This window comes from Pseudomonas sp. DD1 (genome assembly GCF_044510355.1).
Classification (GTDB): domain Bacteria; phylum Pseudomonadota; class Gammaproteobacteria; order Pseudomonadales; family Pseudomonadaceae; genus Aquipseudomonas; species Aquipseudomonas shahriarae.
In genome coordinates, this window is the sequence record NZ_MSAJ01000016.1 from 20730 (window position 1) to 39028 (window position 18299).

Below are 18299 nucleotides of genomic sequence, written 5' to 3' on the forward strand. Positions count from 1 at the left end.
TATGAACGCTTTTGCCTCCAGACTCCTACTGACATTGCTGTTCACACCGGCGGCATTCGCCGCCAGCACCACCGACCTCGCCGTCAAAGGCACCATTACGCCCAGCGCCTGCGCACCGTTGATCTCAGGCGACGGCACCATCGACTTCGGGAAAATGTCGGCCAAGGACCTCAACGCCGACCAGCACACCAAACTGCCCAATCAATCCATGCTACTGAGCGTGCGCTGTGAAGCACCGACGCTTTTCACCCTGAACACTGTCGACAACCGTGCCGGCTCCTCGGCCAACCACGACAACTGGCATGGCCTGGGCATGACGCCCGAGGGCGAGAAACTGGGAGGGTCCGCCTTTCATCTCTACACCCCGATAGCTGACGGTGCCCCGGTACGGACCATTACCTCGCGAGACGGCGGCGTGACGTGGGAACTGACCAATATGCTCAACCACACCCTGGTGACGGCAGTTGCGAGGGGCAATGACCTGGTACCTATCGCCGTCCGCGCCTTGGACGCGGAGATCCGCCTGTACACCCACATTGCGCCTGCCGATGGCCTGACCCTGACCGACGAAGTCCCCGTCGATGGGCACGCCACGGTCCAGGTCAACTATCTGTAACGCCACACACAGCCCCAATCGAAAGGAACTCGCTCCCATGAAACCCGTGTTCACCGCCATCGCCACCAGCCTGCTGCTGCTTGGCTCTGCCACCAGTTACGCGGCCTCCACCGTCGACCTGACCGTCAAGGGTCTGATCGTCCCCAGCGCCTGTACGCCTAACATGGACCATGGCGGAATCGTCGACCATGGCAAGATTTCCGCGAAAGACTTGCATGCAGACAGCCCCACACAAATCGGCACCCACGTCCTGATCCTGGGGGTCACGTGCGATGCCCCGATTCAATTTGCCCTGCACGCCATCGACAACCGCGCCGGCTCGTCCCCCACTGCGGCCCAGTTCGGCCTGGGCTTGATCAACGGCACGCAAAAACTGGGCTGGTTCGGGTTGACGCTGCGCAACGCGGTCGCCGACGGAATACCGATGCAGCCGATTGCATCCGCAGACGGCGGCAATACCTGGTACAGCGAAAAGTTCTGGAATCCAGGTTTGTACATGGCCGCAGCCACCATGGATGACGCCACCCAACCGGCCTCCATCCAGGAGCTGGTGGCGGAACTGGTGGTGGAAACCAGCATTGCCCGTACCGACGGCCTGGACCTGAGCAACGAGGTCACCCTCGATGGTTCCGCCACCCTTGAAGTCAAGTACCTGTAACCCTTGGACGCCCATGCCTGGCTGAGACTTGCGGGCATGGGTATTTCTTTCGTATCGGCCGTGTCTACTTCGGCCAGTGGCGCCCACCGATGAACACCTACCCTCGCCTTCTGGCGATCTGGCTTTTGCTGACGAATGGCGCAGCGGCCTTCGCCGCGTCTTCTGTCGATATCACGGTAACGGGGCGGCTGACGCCGGATGCCTGCCACGTGACGCTGTCAGAGGACGGCACGGTTAATCATGGGAAAATTCCCGCCCACACCCTCAACGCCAACGAGTTCACCGTACTACCGGGCCAGTTGCTGGAACTGAAGGTGCAATGCACCAGGCCGATGTTGTTTGCCCTGGTGGGGCTCGATAACCGCGCGCAATCCTCACTGGCCCCTGGGTTCTTCTATGGCTTGGGCCGAAACATCCACGTCCCGGCCGAGCGCCTGGGGTCCATCGCCCTGTCCTACCGCAACCCCCAGGGCGACTCACAGCCCATGCAGGTCCTGGCCTCCACCGACAGTGGCGAAACCTGGCGCCCGGAACCCAATGCGTACCCCAAATCCTATGTCGGCTTTGCCCTGCCCGGAGATCGCCAGCCGGACTTCATCGGCCAGTTGACGACTCAATTGCGCATCGACACGTCGATCAACTTCACCCAGTACCTGACCCTGAATCAGGAGGTGCCGCTCGATGGTTCCATCGTGCTGGACCTGCGTTACCTCTGACCTCTTCACGCTGCTCCAATGGAAGACCCCGGCATGACCACAACCTTACTCAAAACAGCAACCTGCTGGCTTGCCCTGTCGCTGCTGCTTGGCGCACAGGCCCAGGCCGACGGCATGGTGCCGGACACCTCCGTGGTGATTATTTACGAAGCCGAGGGTGAGGCCGCCGTTTCAGTGACCAACACCGACGGCCAGCTCGCTTTGTTGCACGTCACCCTGGAAGACATTCCCGAAGACACCGACCCCCTGCTGGTAGTCACGCCGCCACTGTCACGGGTGGAGCCGGACAAGTCGCAATTGGTCCGTTTCATCCTGCAAAGCCAACAACCGCTGCGTACCCAGCGGCTCAAACGGGCGATCTTCGAAGGCATGCCCCAGGGCCGTTCCGCGGCCAAAGCCGGGCACGCACAGGTCGGCGTGACGGTGCGCCAGAACCTGCCGGTGATCATCCACCCCAAGGGCCTGGCCCTCAATCGCACGCCCTGGACCAGCCTGACCTGGTCGCAACAGGGCAGTACCTTGCACGTGCGCAACGACAGCCCGTATGTGGTGCGCCTGGCCCAGGACCTGCGCCTGCTGCCCGGTGACGGCAAAGCCATGCTGCCTCGCACCTACGTGTTGCCCGGGGAGACCCTGAGTGTGCAGGCCAGCGGCGGCCCCGCCACTAAAGTGCGACTGCAACCGGCCACCGTCTACGGCTTTGCGGCTGCCGCCTACGAAGCCCCGATCATCTGACGAGCGACAAGAGGTTCCCGCCCCGCCACAGACGCCCTTCAATCGAGTGCCTTTCGTGAAAACAATATTGAGCTCCCGTGACGGCGAAGCAGTGCCCGACACCCCCGCTCGCCTTGCCTTCCCCGCGATGCTGCTGGCCTGTGCCTTATTGCCGGGCAAAGCCTGGGCCGAAGCACGGCCCGGCTTCGACGCCACCACCCTGCACCAGCGCGGCATTGACCCACAGTTGGCCAACCTGCTGCTGGACGCCCCGCGCTTTGCCGCCGGCAGGCAGGCGGTGAGCCTGCGGGTCAACGGCCAGCCTCGTGGGCGCCTGGAGGTGGGTTTTGATCAACAGGGCGTACTGTGTTTTGACCGATCCTTGCTGGACGCCGCCAACCTGACGATCCCCGGCGACGAAGGGCCCTGCCATGATTTTCTCGCGCAGTACCCACAAAGCCTGGTGGAGCCGGACCCCGCCAGCCTCAGCGTGTCCCTGGTGGTGCCGACCGATGCATTGCGCCCGGTGCAACAGGACGTCTCGGGCTATGAAACCGGCGGCGTCGCCGGCTTGCTCAATTACGATCTCACAGGGTTCTATAACCGCTTCGGCGACGGCAACAGCCGGTTTGGCTCGGCCAATACCGAGGTGGGTTTCAACGCCGGCGACTGGATCGTGCGCAGCCGCCAAGTACAGACCTGGCAGGATGGGCTGTCGCGCAGCACCCATCTGGAGGCCTATGCCCAGCGCACTTTTGCCAGCCATCAAGCCGTGCTGCAAGCCGGGCAGATCAGCCTCTACAACCCGGTGTTATCCGGTGCGCAGATCACCGGGGTCCAGGTCCTGACCGAACAGGCTCTACTGGAACAGGGGCAAAGCGCGACCATCGACGGTATTGCCAACAGCCCGGCGCAAGTCGAGGTGCGGCAGAACGGCGCGTTGATTCACTCCACGGTGGTGCCCGCCGGACCGTTCTCCCTGACGGACGTACGGCGCCTGAACTCGCGTTCGGACGTCGAAGTCACGGTCAAGGAAAGCAGCGGCGGCGAGCGACGCTTCACCGTCCCCGCCGCCATGCTCGGCCTCGGGTTGCCAGCACCGGGGTACTCGGTGGCGGTGGGCCGTGTGCGCAATATCGGCGATGCCCAGGGCGACGATCCGTGGGTCGCCAGCGCGGGCTGGACCGGTGCCGTGCACTCGCAACTGTCCCTGGGCAGCGGCGTGCTGGTGTCCAGTGAATACCGGGCTGCGGGGCTGAGCCTGGGTTGGCTGCCGTGGCTGGACAGTCAGATCCAGCTGTCCACACAGCTCGCCGATACCCAGGCGCGGGACAAGGTCCGTGGCCTGCAAACCGACCTGTCCTGGGCCCAGCGCCTGAATGATCAATGGTCGTTCAGCGTGGCCAATTCCTGGAGGACACCGGGCTATCGGGAACTGGAAGAAGCCACCTACGCGCCCGACACCACCCAGCAACCGCGCTCCCGTTATCGCGATCAACAAAGCGCCACGCTGGGCTGGTCCCACCCGTGGCTGGGGGCTTTCAGTGCCGGGGTTTCGCGCTCGAGCAGCGCTGACAGCGAGAGCAGCAGTCGCGGCCTGGCGTCCTGGGGCACCAGCGTCGGCGGGGTGTCATTGTCGGCCAGTGCCGAGTGGCAGATGGGCGGGCGCCAGCAGCAGGACAACGCGGTGTACCTGAACGTCAGCCTGCCTCTGGGCGAGAGCCGCCGCGTGCGGGCCTGGGTCCGCAACTCGGGTGGCGAACATCGCACGGGGCTGGGGCTGAACGAACAGATCGACGATCAATTGAGTTACCGCGTCAGCGCCGAACACGACACCCGCGACCAGCAGGTCGAAACCACCCTCGGCCTCTCGGCCCTGCCCCGCTACAGCCAACTCGATTTCAGCTACAGCCGCGCCGATGCCGAGCGTTCGAGCTATCAGGGCAGCGCCCGGGGGGGCGTGGTGCTGCATGGTGGCGGTGTCACGTTGTCGCCGTATGCGGTGCGCGACACCTTTGCCGTGGTGGCGCTGGGCGACATGGGCGGTATCAAGCTGAGCACGCCCAGCGGCCCGGTGTGGACCGACTGGCAAGGCCAGGCCGTGGTGCCCCAGGTGAGCGCCTATGGCCGCAGCCCGGTAGAAGTGCAGACCCGCTCGCTGCCGCGCAATGCCGATATCAACAATGGCCTGACCATGATCTCGGCCGGGCGCGGCGCCGTGCAACGGGTCGAATTCGGCGTGACCTTGACCCGTCGAGTGTTGCTCACCGCACGCACCGCACAGGGGGCGTTACTGCCCCGTGGCGCCTCTGTCAGTACCGCCAGCGGCGAGTTCGTGACCCTGGTGCAGGACGGTGGCCAGGTGTTCCTGCCCAACGTGCTGGAGCAGTCCGAATTGTGGGTCAGCGCACCAGAGATGGAGCGCTGCCGGCTGCAATTTGAACTGTCGGCCAAGGGCGATCCCCAGGTGTACTTCGAAACCGCGCCAGCGAGCTGCAACGCCTTATGAGGACGATCACCATGCGCCTTTTCCGCGCCCCAAAGCGACTGATGGCGGTCGTGCTTACCGTCGGCCTTGCCGGCAATGCCCTGGCCGATGACGAGTGCCAGTTGACCCTCAGTGAATCCCTGCTGGATTTGGGCCTGATGAGCCGCCTTGCACAAAACGACAGTGCCCCCCAGCGCCTGCTCGGCGAGCGCCGCCTGAGCCTGAACCTGAGTTGTCCGCAACCGGCGGATATGGGTGTGTTCTATCGGGCCCTGGCGGCGAATGCGCAATACCTGCAATTTACCGAACATGGACACTACGCCCTGCAAGTCAGCGATGGCGTGCTGGATGGCCAGGCAGTGGAGCTGGGGTTACTAGAGGGCGCCGGCCAGCCTCCCGCCACCGTCGCCACAGCGTTGAACTGGCGTCCAGGCCATGGGGTGGTGCCGATGGTCCGCGGCACTCCGGTGCAAGGCCAGCACTTTTCCCTGCAAGTAAGCCTCAGTGCCTGGGCCGACGTGGCCGCGACCCACGTGCGCGATGCGACCACCTGGGAAGTGTCGGGCACCTTCGACGCCCCCCAAAGCGGACGCTACCGCGAACTGACCCTGCGCGCCCACTTCGCCCCCGTCGCTTGCACACCGCAGTTATCCAACGGCGGCCTGGTGGATTACGGCACCTTGCTGGCCAAGGACCTGAGCGCCACTGCAGAAACCCCGCTGCCCACCCGTACGTTGCAGTTTTCCGTGAATTGCGATGCCCCCGCACGCTTCGCCCTGGTGATGCACGACAACCGATTCGGCTCGGCCACCGGCGGCACCGATGAGACCGCCTACGGCCTGGGCGTGGATGACAGTCACAACAAAATCGGTCGCTACTATCTGAACATCGACCCGGCGGACTTCAGCGCCGATAACCTGGGCACCCTCTATCGCACCGACTCCACCAGCAACGGCCAGGCCTGGAGCAGCGCCACCGCCCGGCAGATCCCGATCGCCGCCAATAGCCTGATGGGGTTTACCGACAGCATCGGCAGCACCCTGGGGCCGATTGCCGCTCAACACCTGGTCGGCACGGTGCGCATCAAGCCCTACCTGGCCCCCACCCAATCCATGGACCTGCGCAACGTGGTGCGTATCAACGGCTCCGGCACCCTGGAAATCATCTACCTCTGACCTCTGGAACCTTCTTTATGCACAAGCACTGCCTGGCTTTGCCCGCCCTGCTGTTACTGGTCTCGGCGCAACCTGCGCTGGCCGCCTCGACCGTGGACCTGAGCGTCACAGGCCAGGTCACGCCGACAGCCTGTACCCCGCTGCTGTCCAGCGGCGGGCTGATCGACTACGGCAAGATTTCCCAACATGACCTGAACCTCGACAAGGGCACACGCTTGCCGATCAAGCAGTTGCAAGTCAGAATCGGCTGCAATGCCCCAGCGCGCTTTGCCCTGCGCATGCGCGACAATCGCAACGGTTCGGCCACGGTCAACAGCGAGATCTATTACGGGCTGGGGCTCGACAACAGTGGTAATCGCATCGGGCTGTATTCCATGACGTTTGATCCCAGAAAAACGCTGGTCGACAGTACTTCGCTGATCTACGGCACCGAGTCCACCACCGGCGGCCTGGCCTGGCGTACCGCCAACCTCAACACCATCGAGATTGGCGCCAACAGTTACCTGGGGTTCACCGAAACCAAAGACAGTGTCGCCGGACCGTCGGCGATTCAGGTTCTGATCAGCACGGTCAAAGTCGAGGCGGTGATCAATGCCCGGCAGAACCTGGACCTGAGCACCGACACCCCGCTGGATGGCTCGGCAACCCTGGAAGTGCTGTATCTCTAGAGTTTCTCGCTGGTGACCTGCACATACTGCGCACGTCCTGCGCCCAGCCCGGCGACGATTGCACCCAGGCCGATTACCGCGAAAATCCAGCCAATGGCCGTCCAGCCGCCGGTCCAGTCATGCACCAGGCCGACCGCGAACGGGCCAAGGGACGCCAGGGTGTAGCCGATGCCCTGGGCCATGCTCGACAGGTTGGCGGCCACATGGGAATCGCGCGAGCGCAGCACGATCAAGGTCAGCGCCAGGCTGAACGTGCCACCCTGGCCCAGGCCCAACAGAATCGCCCAGCCCCACAGACCGTCCAACGGTGCATACAGGCACCCGAACAGGCCGCCGAGGGTCAGCAGCATCACCACCACAATGGCCAGGCGTTGATCCTTGCCACGGGTGGCCAGCCAGGGTGCGGCCAGGGAGCTGGCCAGTTGCACGATGATCGAGCCGGACAGGGCCAACCCGGCTTCAGTGGCACTCAGGCCACGGCCGATGAGGATCGACGGCAGCCAGCCGAACACGATATAGGCCAGGGACGATTGCAGGCCCATATACAACGTCACCTGCCAGGCCAGCGGGTCGCGCAGCAAGCCCTTGACCCGGTACGCCACCTGGTGGGCGCCGTGTTTCTGCCCGACTTGCGGTAACCAGAACAGCGCCGCCAGCAGTGCCGGCAGCATCCAGAAGCCCAGGCCGATGTTCCAGCTGTCTGCGAAGTAATGACTCAACGGCACCGTGGCCCCTGCTGCCAACGCCGCGCCCAGGCACAGGGCCATGGTGTAGACCCCCGTCATGGCCCCGGCCTGCCTGGCGAAGTCACGCTTGACGATCCCCGGCAACAACACCCCGATAATGCCGATACTGGCCCCGGCCAACAGACTGCCGGCGAACAGCCCGACCTCACCGAACGAGCTGCGCAGAATGATCCCGGCGGCCAGGGTCAATAAAATCCCCAGCACCACACGCTCGGCGCCAAACCGTCGGGCGAGGATCGGCGCCATGGGCGCAAACAGGCCCAGGCACAGCACCGGCAAGGTGGTCAGCAGGCCGGCCTGGGCCGCCGACAACCCCAGGCTGGCGGACACTTCACTGAGCAGCGGTGCCATGCTCGACAACGCCGGGCGCAGGTTCAACGCCACCAGGATCAGGCCCAGTAATAACAGCCACGGACGATGCACCTGCGGCGGACTGTGCTGGACCACCTCGTCGTCGGCCTCGGCGTCGATCAGCAATTCTTCAAGGGCATTTTCTGGGCGGGGCATGGCGTTCTCGGGTTCAAGGTTCATTGATCAACTGCCGGGACAGGGCTTTGGCGCGCTCCGGGGCCTGCTGCTCCACGGCATTGAGCAGTTCGACATGCAGGTCGAACACTGCCTGGCGACGCGGCTTGATATTCAGGGTCTGGCGCAACTGGGCGCCGACGATGCTGGAAAAGTACTGGTACAGCTCGCTCAAGGCCGGGTTGTGGGCCGCGTCCACCAGGCGCTTGTGGAACACCAGGTCGCACTGGATGTAGTGCTCCAGGTCGCCGTGGTAGTGCTCGCCACTGGCCTGCAGCGCTTGGTGCAGGCGTTGCAGATCCTCAGGGGTGCGGCGCAAGGCCGCCAGGCCGACGGCCTCGACCTCAAGAATCTGCCGCGTCTCCTGCGCCTGCTCCAGGGTGCACTGGGACATGGCATTCATCACCCCCAACGGATCGGTCATGGAACGCAGGTAGCTACCGTCTCCCTGGCGAACCTCGATCAGCCCGGAGAACGCCAGCACCCGCATGGCCTCGCGCACGGTATTGCGGCTGATGCCCAGCTCGGCCGACAGCTCCGGCTCGGTGGGCAGGCGCTCGCCAATCGCCCATTTGCCTTGGGTGATGCGCTGGCGCAGTTGGTCCAGGGCCTGGTCGACCAGGGAGCGTTTGATAAGAGGGGCGATGTCCGGCATGGGTTTTGTACTTTCGTCCAATCATAGGATGAATTTTCGTACAGACTATTCGGAGTTGTCTACAGAAGCAACGCACCAGGGTTTTCAGGCGGGCAAAGGAGGCGAATTTTCGATCAGTAAAATTACCCTTCAAGGGTAATTGTTGGCCTCAGGTGTCTTATGGAAAAGTACACACTTCATTACGATTCGGCGGTGATAAAGGCGGATGTCAGGCGGCTTGGAAGGAACGCAAAACCATCAGTGTCCAGGGCATGGAGCGTCGGGTCGACACTCTTTCAGGCTGGGAATGCGAAGCCTGTGGTGACGGCTTTTGGGACCCCGATACCGATAGTGCAGATCACTATGCAGAAGCGGGTGATGAGCTGGTTCTCGCCGCGCGAAAAATGATCGGCGCCGAGATAAAACGCATCCGCCGAAAACGGCACCTTACACAAAAAGAAGCCGTGCAATTGCTGTCCGGGGCGGCCACAACGCGTTCTCTCGGTACGAGCGCGGTGAGTTGATGGCACCCAAACCCTTGGTGCTGTTGATGCGGTTATTGGATCGTCACCCACATTTGCTGGCAGACGCAAAAGCTCTCGCCGAGGGTGCTGATTTGTTCGGTGCCTTCACCTCTACCGTGAACAGCGACACTGAAGTACTCAACGCTTCCTAGCCGCAAAAAAAACCCGGCGCCAGGCCGGGTTGGTCTCAAACATCCATCAATGCAAAATCTGACTCAAGAACAACTTGGTCCGCTCATTCTGCGGGTTGTCGAAGAAGTCATTGGGCGCCGCCTGTTCCACGATCTCGCCCTTGTCCATAAAGATCACGCGGTTGGCCACGGTGCGCGCAAAGCCCATTTCGTGGGTCACGCACAACATGGTCATGCCGTCTTCGGCCAGGCCGATCATGGTGTCCAGCACCTCCTTGACCATCTCCGGGTCGAGGGCCGAGGTCGGCTCGTCGAACAGCATGATTTTCGGCTTCATGCACAGGGCACGGGCAATCGCCACACGCTGTTGCTGGCCGCCCGACAATTGTCCCGGGAACTTGTGGGCCTGCTCCGGGATGCGCACGCGCTCCAGGTAGTGCATGGCGATTTCCTCGGCCTTGCGCTTGGGCATTTTGCGCACCCACATCGGCGCCAGCGTGCAGTTCTGCAGGATGGTCAGGTGCGGGAACAGGTTGAAGTGCTGGAACACCATGCCCACTTCCCGGCGCACGCTTTCGATCTGCTTGAGGTCATTGGTCAGTTCCACGCCATCGACCACGATGCGCCCCTGCTGGTGCTCTTCCAGGCGGTTGAGGCAGCGAATGGTGGTGGATTTGCCCGAACCGGACGGGCCGCACAGCACGATGCGCTCGCCCTGCTTGACGTTGAGGTTGATGTCTTTCAACACATGGAACTGGCCGTACCACTTGTTGACGCCCTGCATCTGGATAATGCCTTCAGGGCTCACCGGCTGTTTGATTGCTTCGCTCATCAAGAAACTCCTAACGCTTGTGGCCAGTGTCGAGCTTGTGTTCCAAATGAATGGAATAGCGCGACATACCAAAACAGAAAATCCAGAACACCAGGGCCGCGAACACATAGCCTTCAGTGGCCATGCCCAGCCATTTCGGGTCGGCGGCGGCTTGCTTGACGCTGTTGAGCAGGTCGAACAAGCCGATGATGATCACCAGGCTGGTGTCCTTGAACAGCGCAATAAACGTGTTGACGATGCCGGGGATCACCAGCTTCAGGGCTTGCGGCAGGATCACCAGGCCCATGCTGCGCCAGTAGCCCAGGCCCATCGCGGCGGCCGCTTCGTACTGCCCCTTGGGAATCGCCTGCAAGCCACCGCGCACCACTTCAGCCACATAGGCCGACTGGAACAGGATCACGCCGATCAGGGCCCGCAGCAGCTTGTCGATGCCCATGCCTTCAGGCAGGAACAGCGGCAGCATCACCGACGACATGAACAGCACGGTAATCAACGGCACGCCGCGCCAGAACTCGATGAAGGTCACACACACCACACGAATCGCCGGCATGTTCGAGCGTCGCCCCAGCGCCAGCACAATCCCCAGGGGCAAGGCCCCGGCGATGCCAACGGTGGCGATGACCAGGGTCAGCATCAGGCCGCCCCATTGGCTGGTGGCGACGTTGGTCAGGCCGAAGATCCCGCCGTGCAGCAGGAAGTAGGCGATGATCGGGTACAGCACCAGAAAGCCCAGGCCATAGACCGCCTTGCGCTGAAACCGCGAGATAAACAGCGGTGCCACGCCAATCACGGCCAGCCACACGGTGAGGTCCACGCGCCAGCGCAGGTCGCCGGGGTAGTAGCCGTACATGAACTGCCCGAAGCGCTGTTGGATAAACACCCAGCAGGCGCCTTCCTTGGTGCAGTCGGCGCGGGTGGTGCCGACCCAGTTGGCGTCGAGGATCGCCCACTGCAGGATCGGTGGCACCACCAGGTACACCAGGTAGAACGCCAGCAAGGTCAGCAGGGTATTGAGCCAACTGGAAAACAGGTTGGCGCGCATCCATGCCATCGGGCCAAAGACTTTGTTCGGCGGCGGCATATCAGGTTTGAAAGTATGGGAAGTCATACGGGTGTCCTCACCGTTCGATCAGCGCAATGCGCTTGTTGTACCCGTTCATCAGCAGGGAAATGCTGATGCTGATTGCCAGGTACACGCTCATGGTGATGGCAATGACCTCGATGGCCTGGCCGGTCTGGTTGAGCACCGTGCCGGCAAACAGCGAAACCATTTCCGGATAGCCGATACCGGCGGCCAGGGACGAGTTTTTCGCCAGGTTCAGGTATTGGCTGGTCAGCGGCGGGATGATCACCCGCAGGGCTTGCGGGATGATGACCTTGCGCAGCGTGGGCCCGGGGCGCAGGCCCAGGGAGCGCGCGGCTTCGGTCTGGCCGTGGCTGACCGACTTGATGCCCGAACGTACGATCTCGGCAATAAACGCTGCTGTGTAAACCGTGAGCGCCAGGGTCAGCGCCAGCAGCTCGGGGATCAGAACCCAGCCGCCGACGAAGTTGAAGCCCTTGAGTTCCGGCATTTGCCAATGCACGGGCGCACCAAACAGCAACGTGCACAACGCCGGGATCACCAGGAACAGCGCCAGGCCTGCCCAGAATTTATGGAACGGTACGCCGGTGGCTTCAAAGCGTTTATTGGCCCAACGGCTCATCAACACAATGGCGATGATCGCCACCACCACGCTGACGACAAACGGCCAGAACCCATCGGCCGCGACGGCCGCCGGCATGTTCAGGCCACGGCTGCTGACAAAGAAGGTGTCGCCGAAGTTATGGCTGTTGCGCGGCCCTGGCATGGTCAGGAACACCGCGAAATACCAGAACAGGATTTGCAGCAGCGGCGGAATATTGCGAAACACCTCCACATACACCGTCGCCAGTTTGCTGATGATCCAGTTCGGTGACAGCCGGGCCACGCCGATGATAAACCCGAGGATGGTGGCCAGGACCACACCGATCACAGTGACCAGCAAGGTGTTGAGCAGACCAATCACAAAGACCCGGGCATAGCTGTCCGATTCGGTGTAGTCGATCAAATGTTGAGCGATGCCGAAACCGGCGCTGCGCTCGAGGAAGTCGAAGCCGGAGGTAATGCCCCGGTGCTGAAGATTGGTTTGCGTGTTGTTGAACAGGTACCAGCCCAACGCGACCACCGCCACGATGGTGATGATCTGGAACAGCCACGCACGCACTTTTGGATCACTGAAGCTGAGCTTCTGTTTTGGTGCGCCGATTTGAGTTTGCATTAAGTGCCCCGCAAAAAATGGAACAGAACATCACCCGGCGGTTGGCCCACCGGGTGATAGAACCATCAGCGATCAGCGCACAGGAGGTGCGTATTGAATGCCACCGTTGTTCCACAGCGCGTTCAGGCCACGGTCGATTTCCAGCGGGGTGCTCTTGCCCAGGTTGCGCTCGAACACTTCACCGTAGTTACCGACCTGCTTGACGATCTGGACCACCCAGTCCTTCTTCACTTTCAAGTCTTTGCCGTATTCGCCGTCAGCGCCCAGCAGACGGGCAACGTCCGGGTTCTTGGTGGCCTTGGCTTCAGCCTCGACGTTTTTCGAGGTGATACCGGCTTCTTCAGCGTTGAGCATGGCGTAGCCCACCCAGCGCACGATGGCCAGCCACTCGTCGTCGCCATTACGCACGACCGGGCCCAGGGGCTCCTTGGAAATGGTTTCCGGGAGGACCACGTAGTCTTTCGGCGCGGCCAGCTTGCTGCGCTGGGCGAACAGTTGCGACTTGTCGGAGGTCAGCACGTCGCAGCGCCCGGACTCCAGGGACTTGGCGCTTTCATCGGAGGTGTCGAAGGTGATCGGGGTGTACTTGAGGTTGTTGCCACGGAAGTAGTCGGAAACGTTCAGCTCGGTGGTGGTACCGGCCTGGATGCAGATGGTTGCACCGTCCAGTTCCTTGGCACTTTTCACGCCCAGCTTGTTGTTGACCAAAAAGCCGATGCCGTCGTAGTAGGTGATGAACCCCGGGAATTTCAGGCCCATGCCCGCATCGCGGGAGCTGGTCATGGTGGTATTGCGCGAGAGGATGTCGACTTCGCCAGACTGCAGCGCGGTGAAACGCTCCTTGGCATTCAATTGGCTGAACTTGACCTTGGTCGCGTCGCCGAACACCGCAGCGGCCACAGCGCGGCAGTAGTCAGCGTCAATCCCGAGGATCTTGCCGCTGGCATCCGGCACCGAGAAACCCGGCAGGCCGTCGCTGACGCCACATTGCACAAACCCTTTCTTCTGCACTGCATCCAGGGTGGCACCGGCCTGGGCCAGACCACTGATCCCCAATACGGTCGCCGCAGTCACGATGGCCAGGGTGGACTTCAATACCTTCATTCAAACCTCCAGTTGCTCTTGTTGTGTCGGAGCTCGAACCTCTGCGCACCCTTATGAGGCGATATCGACCCGTGTTGGCTTTTTTTGGGGTCAAGCAGCAAGAGGCTGTCGCTGTCATTGCAGCGGCTATCCCAGAGGCGGTAGTCACTGATAGTGTTACCGTCCCCGGATAGTTCTGACATCGACCTACACATAGCAAGCGCCGTACCAGAGTGTCAGCTGAGTCGTTTCAGCCCAGGATCAATCGCAAAACAGTCAACCATGCGACATCTTGTTAACTGAGCCGCCTTGCACGAACTGCCTTGTCGCATCTCTTCGGCGCGCACGCACATTTATGGAGCAAACATGACCGACCCCTTGATTCTTCAGCCCGCCAAGCCCGCAGACGCCTGCGTAATCTGGTTGCATGGCCTGGGTGCCGATCGCTACGACTTCTTGCCAGTGGCGGAGGCGTTGCAGGAAAGCTTGCTGTCCACGCGCTTTGTATTGCCCCAGGCACCGACCCGTGCGGTGAGCATCAATGGCGGCTACGAGATGCCAAGCTGGTACGACATATTGGCCATGACCCCGGCACGGGCCATCAGCCGTGAACAGCTGGATGAGTCGGCAAAAATGGTCATTGATTTGATCGACCAACAAAAAGCCAGCGGAATAGACGCCTCGCGCATTTTCCTTGCCGGCTTTTCCCAAGGCGGCGCGGTGGTCCTGCACGCCGCCTTTATGAAATGGCAGGGAGCCTTGGGTGGCGTGCTTGCCCTCTCCACTTATGCACCGACGTTCAGCGATGAACTGGAACTGTCCGCCAGCCAGCAGCGCATTCCGGCCCTGTGCCTGCACGGCCAGTACGATGAAGTGGTGCAGAACGCCATGGGCCGCAGCGCCTATGAGCATTTAAAGCAGCAGGGTGTCACCGTGACATGGCAAGAATACCCAATGGGTCACGAAGTGTTACCCGAAGAGATCCGCGATATCGGTCAATGGCTAAGCCAGCGCCTTGGCTAAAAAACCGCCATTGTGTAGCCGCGTGTCCAACGCACTACGCCGCGCCCGATTCTTGCATTACACTGGCCGGCGTACATTCCTTAACCAATTGATGAGATGACCGTGCTCAAAGCACTCAAGAAGATGTTCGGTAAAAGCGAGGCTGAACCACTCGCCCCTGTTCCCAGCGCCCCGGCCCAAACTTCCGGCAGCCGCAATGACGGTAAACAGCCTGGCCGAACCGCGCCCGTTGCCTCGCCAAAACCAGCGCCTGCCACGCCTGCCGCCCCGGCTCCAGCCGCCCAGCCCGTAGAAGAACCACCGCGCGTAGAAAAACCGCGCCGCGAACGTGCGCCAAAACCGGTGGTAAAGCCGTGGAAACTGGAAGACTTCGTGGTTGAGCCCCAAGAGGGCAAGACCCGCTTTCACGACTTCAAGCTGGCCCCGGAACTGATGCATGCCATCCAGGACCTGGGCTTTCCATACTGCACGCCGATCCAGGCCCAGGTACTAGGCTTCACCCTGGCCGGCAAAGACGCCATTGGCCGCGCCCAGACCGGTACCGGCAAGACCGCAGCGTTCCTGATCTCGATCATTACCCAGCTGCTGCAAACCCCGCCGCCCAAAGAGCGCTACATGGGCGAGCCACGGGCACTGATCATCGCCCCGACCCGGGAGCTGGTGGTGCAGATCGCCAAGGATGCCGCCGACCTGACCAAGTACACCGGCCTCAACGTCATGACGTTTGTGGGCGGCATGGACTTCGACAAACAGCTCAAGCACCTGGAAGCGCGGCACTGCGACATCCTGGTCGCCACCCCGGGCCGTTTGCTGGACTTCAACCAGCGTGGTGACGTGCACCTGGACATGGTTGAAGTGATGGTGCTGGACGAAGCCGACCGGATGCTCGACATGGGGTTTATCCCACAAGTGCGTCAGATCATTCGCCAGACCCCACCGAAAAACGAACGCCAGACCCTGCTGTTCTCCGCGACCTTCACCGAAGACGTGATGAACCTCGCCAAGCAGTGGACCACCGACCCGTCCATCGTCGAGATCGAGGCGCTGAACGTCGCCAGCGAAAACGTCGAACAGCATATCTATGCGGTGGCCGGTGCCGACAAATACAAGCTGCTCTACAACCTGGTCAACGACAACGGTTGGGAGCGGGTCATGGTATTTGCCAACCGCAAGGACGAAGTGCGGCGCATTGAAGAACGCCTGGTTCGCGACGGCGTCAATGCCGCGCAACTGTCCGGCGACGTGCCGCAGCACAAACGCATCAAGACCCTGGAAGGCTTTCGCGAAGGCAAGATCCGCGTGCTGGTGGCCACCGATGTGGCAGGCCGCGGGATTCATATCGACGGCATCAGCCACGTGATCAACTTCACCCTGCCGGAAGTGCCGGACGACTACGTACACCGTATCGGCCGTACCGGGCGTGCAGGCGCTGCCGGTGTGTCGATCAGCTTTGCCGGGGAAGACGACTCGTATCAATTGCCGTCGATCGAAACCTTGCTGGGCCGCAAGATCAGCTGCGAAACGCCGCCGACGCACTTGCTGCGTCCCGTAGAGCGTAAACGCCCTTAAGCTGGAATGCGGTAAAAGATGTGGGAGCGGGATTGCTCGCGAACGCAGTGAATCAGTCAATATGTCCAGAGACTGACACACCGCATTCGCGAGCAAGCCCGCTCCCACATTTGCTTTCAGCGCTTTCACATTCAAGGAGGAACACATGAACCAGGCCGACTACATCATCATCGGCGGCGGTATTGCCGGTGCCTCCGCCGGTTACTGGCTGTCCCGACACGCCCGCGTCATCGTGCTGGAGCGTGAGTCCATGCCGGGCTATCACTCCACTGGCCGCTCGGCCGCGCTGTATATCGCCGCCTACGGTACCCCGCAAGTGCGCGCCTTGACCCTGGGCAGCCGCGACTTCTTCGATCACCCGCCCGCTGGTTTCAGCGAGCATCCGTTGCTCACGCCCCGTGGCGAACTGCTGGTGGACCTGCTGGGCGATCCTGACGAACTGCAGCGCCAATACCTGAGTGCCAAGGCCCTGGTACCCGAGACGCAGCTGCTGAGTGCCGAGGAGGCGCTGCACAGGCTGCCGATCCTGCGCCCGGAAAAAGTCCACGGGGCGATCTACGACCCGACGGTCTGCGACATCGACACCGACGCGCTGTACCAAGGCTATCTACGTGGTATCCGGCGCAATGGCGGAGAAATCCACACCGACAATGAAGTGCAGAAACTGACCCGCGACGGCGAGGGCCAGTGGCACGTGCGCACTTCGCAACAACGCTTCAGCGCCCCGGTGATCCTCAATGCCGCCGGCGCCTGGGCCGACACCATTGGCGAGCTGGCCGGAGCGCGGAAGATCGGCCTGCAACCCAAGCGGCGCAGCGCCTTTATCTTCGCGCCACCCGCCGAGGTGAATAGCCACACCTGGCCGGAACTGGCGGCCCTCGACGGCTCGTTCTACATGAAGCCCGACGCCGGCATGTTCCTCGGCTCACCGGCCAATGCCGACCCGGTGGCGCCCCACGACGTGCAACCCGAAGAGCTGGACATTGCCACGGGCATCTATCACATCGAACAAGCCACCACCCTGAGCATCCGCCGCCCGACCCGCACCTGGGCAGGGTTGCGCAGCTTTGTCAGCGATGGCGACCTGGTGTGCGGGTTCGATCCACAGGTCGAGGGTTTATTCTGGGTCGCGGCCCAGGGCGGTTATGGCATCCAGACCTCACCGGCGATGGGCCAGGCCAGTGCGGCATTGGTTCGCCACCTGGCGTTACCCGAGGCGTTGCAGCGTGCCGGCCTGACGGAGGCGATGTTATCGCCCCGGCGCCTGGGTTGATTGCAGGCACGGTGCCCTGCTGGATCATCCTTGATACAACTGCGCAATGATGGGCTGGCGAATGCGCGACGCCTCGTCTCTGAATGCCTGGTAATAGCCTGCACTGCTGGCCGGCATATCCACCAGGCGACTGCCCGTGGCTTGCGGCTGGGGATGGGCCGAACCGGGAGCACCTGGCACGGGTTGGGCAGGATCGCCACCACCCGAGCCTGCCGATGTGGTTCTGGCCTCTACCGAGCGACCAAAGTTGGTACTTCTCAATACGAAACGGGTGACCCCGTAAACCTTGCTGAAGCTAGTGATTCCCTGTTTATCGGTGAACTTATAGCTCAAGCCCAGCATCCGCTTGCCAGCCGCCAGAAAGCTGGCCCCCAGTGGGGCGTCAAAAAAGCTGCTGTACTTGACAAAGTCCTTGGCCGTGCTGGCCTTGAGAGCCGCAGTGTAGGCCATACTTGCCGACGTGTAGGCCCCCGCAAAGCTAACTACCCATGACGCCACAGAGAACCCGAAAGATGCCCACCCCAGGTTTTGGATGTGGTGCGAACGGTCCCAACCCATCGCCCTGTCGACCTCAGCGATACTCAAGGCTGCGACACTAAGCGTTCCCCCAACCACCCCCAACGA

At 62.1% G+C, this 18299-nt stretch carries 16 protein-coding genes and 3 pseudogenes; 12 read left to right on the top strand and 7 right to left on the bottom strand.

Features of this window, described 5'->3' with window-relative positions; all coding sequences use genetic code 11:
- Window position 1 precedes the first annotated feature (1 nt).
- The 7 genes from PSFL_RS12805 (at window position 2) to PSFL_RS12835 (ending at window position 7035) form a co-directional block, all read left to right on the top strand.
- Window positions 2–616 carry a DUF1120 domain-containing protein gene (locus PSFL_RS12805; RefSeq protein WP_115128931.1) on the top strand — a complete coding sequence of 205 codons (615 nt, stop codon included), beginning with the start codon at window positions 2–4 and terminating at the stop codon, window positions 614–616.
- A 37-nt stretch (window positions 617–653) separates the two neighbouring features.
- Complete coding sequence (locus PSFL_RS12810) at window positions 654–1274, top strand: DUF1120 domain-containing protein (RefSeq protein ID WP_186625892.1); 621 nt, start codon at window positions 654–656, stop codon at window positions 1272–1274.
- Window positions 1275–1363: 89 nt separating this feature from the next.
- Window positions 1364–1990: a DUF1120 domain-containing protein gene (locus PSFL_RS12815; protein ID WP_115128933.1), complete on the top strand. Its 627-nt coding sequence runs from the start codon at window positions 1364–1366 to the stop codon at window positions 1988–1990.
- 33 nt (window positions 1991–2023) lie between these two features.
- Entirely contained in the window at window positions 2024–2725 is a 702-nt protein-coding gene (locus PSFL_RS12820; RefSeq protein WP_397470141.1) for a fimbria/pilus chaperone family protein, read from the top strand.
- Window positions 2726–2780: 55 nt separating this feature from the next.
- Window positions 2781–5213 carry a fimbria/pilus outer membrane usher protein gene (locus PSFL_RS12825; RefSeq protein ID WP_397470142.1) on the top strand — a complete coding sequence of 811 codons (2433 nt, stop codon included), beginning with the start codon at window positions 2781–2783 and terminating at the stop codon, window positions 5211–5213.
- 11 nt (window positions 5214–5224) lie between these two features.
- Complete coding sequence (locus tag PSFL_RS12830) at window positions 5225–6367, top strand: DUF1120 domain-containing protein (RefSeq protein ID WP_397470143.1); 1143 nt, start codon at window positions 5225–5227, stop codon at window positions 6365–6367.
- A gap of 17 nt (window positions 6368–6384) precedes the next feature.
- Window positions 6385–7035 (top strand): DUF1120 domain-containing protein, encoded by a 651-nt coding sequence (locus PSFL_RS12835; RefSeq protein ID WP_397470144.1) that lies wholly within the window; start codon window positions 6385–6387, stop codon window positions 7033–7035.
- Here the strand turns inward: PSFL_RS12835 and PSFL_RS12840 are convergent.
- Window positions 7032–8312, bottom strand: a complete 1281-nt coding sequence (locus PSFL_RS12840; protein ID WP_057438249.1) for a CynX/NimT family MFS transporter — start codon at window positions 8310–8312, stop codon at window positions 7032–7034. The genes PSFL_RS12835 and PSFL_RS12840 overlap by 4 nt on opposite strands.
- Entirely contained in the window at window positions 8302–8961 is a 660-nt protein-coding gene (locus tag PSFL_RS12845; protein ID WP_057958539.1) for a FadR/GntR family transcriptional regulator, read from the bottom strand. The genes PSFL_RS12840 and PSFL_RS12845 overlap by 11 nt, the downstream gene beginning before the upstream one ends.
- Before the next feature lie 159 nt (window positions 8962–9120).
- Here PSFL_RS12845 and PSFL_RS12850 point away from each other — a divergent pair.
- A pseudogene (locus PSFL_RS12850) lies at window positions 9121–9192 on the top strand (type II toxin-antitoxin system MqsR family toxin); the annotation flags it as partial.
- Window positions 9192–9616 (top strand): annotated as a pseudogene (locus PSFL_RS12855) (type II toxin-antitoxin system MqsA family antitoxin); the annotation flags it as partial. The pseudogenes PSFL_RS12850 and PSFL_RS12855, both read left to right, overlap by 1 nt.
- 46 nt (window positions 9617–9662) lie before the next feature.
- Here the strand turns inward: PSFL_RS12855 and PSFL_RS12860 are convergent.
- The 4 genes from PSFL_RS12860 to PSFL_RS12875 all read right to left on the bottom strand — a co-directional run bounded on the left by PSFL_RS12860 (window position 9663) and on the right by PSFL_RS12875 (window position 13831).
- A complete protein-coding gene (locus PSFL_RS12860) occupies window positions 9663–10427 on the bottom strand; it encodes an amino acid ABC transporter ATP-binding protein (RefSeq protein WP_045062117.1) in 765 nt (254 codons plus the stop codon).
- Between the two features lie 10 nt (window positions 10428–10437).
- Window positions 10438–11535: an amino acid ABC transporter permease gene (locus PSFL_RS12865; protein WP_115128940.1), complete on the bottom strand. Its 1098-nt coding sequence runs from the start codon at window positions 11533–11535 to the stop codon at window positions 10438–10440.
- Window positions 11536–11545: 10 nt separating this feature from the next.
- A complete protein-coding gene (locus PSFL_RS12870) occupies window positions 11546–12727 on the bottom strand; it encodes an amino acid ABC transporter permease (protein ID WP_115128941.1) in 1182 nt (393 codons plus the stop codon).
- A gap of 72 nt (window positions 12728–12799) precedes the next feature.
- The gene (locus PSFL_RS12875; protein WP_057438245.1) at window positions 12800–13831 is read right to left on the bottom strand and encodes an amino acid ABC transporter substrate-binding protein; all 1032 of its coding nucleotides are present in this window, start codon (window positions 13829–13831) and stop codon (window positions 12800–12802) included.
- Window positions 13832–14176: 345 nt separating this feature from the next.
- Here PSFL_RS12875 and PSFL_RS12880 point away from each other — a divergent pair, with 345 nt between their 5' ends.
- The 3 genes from PSFL_RS12880 to PSFL_RS12890 all read left to right on the top strand — a co-directional run bounded on the left by PSFL_RS12880 (window position 14177) and on the right by PSFL_RS12890 (window position 17675).
- Window positions 14177–14833, top strand: a complete 657-nt coding sequence (locus tag PSFL_RS12880; protein ID WP_169959727.1) for an alpha/beta hydrolase — start codon at window positions 14177–14179, stop codon at window positions 14831–14833.
- 96 nt (window positions 14834–14929) lie between these two features.
- Window positions 14930–16402, top strand: a complete 1473-nt coding sequence (rhlB, locus tag PSFL_RS12885) for an ATP-dependent RNA helicase RhlB (RefSeq protein ID WP_115128943.1) — start codon at window positions 14930–14932, stop codon at window positions 16400–16402.
- A 145-nt stretch (window positions 16403–16547) separates the two neighbouring features.
- Window positions 16548–17675: an FAD-binding oxidoreductase gene (locus PSFL_RS12890; RefSeq protein WP_057958534.1), complete on the top strand. Its 1128-nt coding sequence runs from the start codon at window positions 16548–16550 to the stop codon at window positions 17673–17675.
- 24 nt (window positions 17676–17699) lie between these two features.
- On the opposite strand, the pseudogene PSFL_RS12895 reads toward PSFL_RS12890, so the two are convergent.
- A pseudogene (locus PSFL_RS12895) lies at window positions 17700–18299 on the bottom strand (RHS repeat-associated core domain-containing protein); the annotation flags it as partial.

Excerpts from the sequence above, each read along its gene's own strand:
- PSFL_RS12805 (WP_115128931.1), top strand. The coding sequence starts at position 2 with ATGAACGCTTTTGCCTCCAGACTCCTACTGACATTGCTGTTCACACCG.
- PSFL_RS12865 (WP_115128940.1), bottom strand. The coding sequence starts at position 11,535 with ATGACTTCCCATACTTTCAAACCTGATATGCCGCCGCCGAACAAAGTC.
- PSFL_RS12870 (WP_115128941.1), bottom strand. The coding sequence starts at position 12,727 with ATGCAAACTCAAATCGGCGCACCAAAACAGAAGCTCAGCTTCAGTGAT.
- PSFL_RS12860 (WP_045062117.1), bottom strand. The coding sequence starts at position 10,427 with ATGAGCGAAGCAATCAAACAGCCGGTGAGCCCTGAAGGCATTATCCAG.
- PSFL_RS12880 (WP_169959727.1), top strand. The coding sequence starts at position 14,177 with ATGACCGACCCCTTGATTCTTCAGCCCGCCAAGCCCGCAGACGCCTGC.
- PSFL_RS12815 (WP_115128933.1), top strand. The coding sequence starts at position 1,364 with ATGAACACCTACCCTCGCCTTCTGGCGATCTGGCTTTTGCTGACGAAT.
- PSFL_RS12845 (WP_057958539.1), bottom strand. The coding sequence starts at position 8,961 with ATGCCGGACATCGCCCCTCTTATCAAACGCTCCCTGGTCGACCAGGCC.
- PSFL_RS12890 (WP_057958534.1), top strand. The coding sequence starts at position 16,548 with ATGAACCAGGCCGACTACATCATCATCGGCGGCGGTATTGCCGGTGCC.
- PSFL_RS12840 (WP_057438249.1), bottom strand. The coding sequence starts at position 8,312 with ATGAACCTTGAACCCGAGAACGCCATGCCCCGCCCAGAAAATGCCCTT.
- PSFL_RS12830 (WP_397470143.1), top strand. The coding sequence starts at position 5,225 with ATGCGCCTTTTCCGCGCCCCAAAGCGACTGATGGCGGTCGTGCTTACC.
- rhlB (WP_115128943.1), top strand. The coding sequence starts at position 14,930 with ATGACCGTGCTCAAAGCACTCAAGAAGATGTTCGGTAAAAGCGAGGCT.
- PSFL_RS12875 (WP_057438245.1), bottom strand. The coding sequence starts at position 13,831 with ATGAAGGTATTGAAGTCCACCCTGGCCATCGTGACTGCGGCGACCGTA.
- PSFL_RS12820 (WP_397470141.1), top strand. The coding sequence starts at position 2,024 with ATGACCACAACCTTACTCAAAACAGCAACCTGCTGGCTTGCCCTGTCG.
- PSFL_RS12810 (WP_186625892.1), top strand. The coding sequence starts at position 654 with ATGAAACCCGTGTTCACCGCCATCGCCACCAGCCTGCTGCTGCTTGGC.
- PSFL_RS12835 (WP_397470144.1), top strand. The coding sequence starts at position 6,385 with ATGCACAAGCACTGCCTGGCTTTGCCCGCCCTGCTGTTACTGGTCTCG.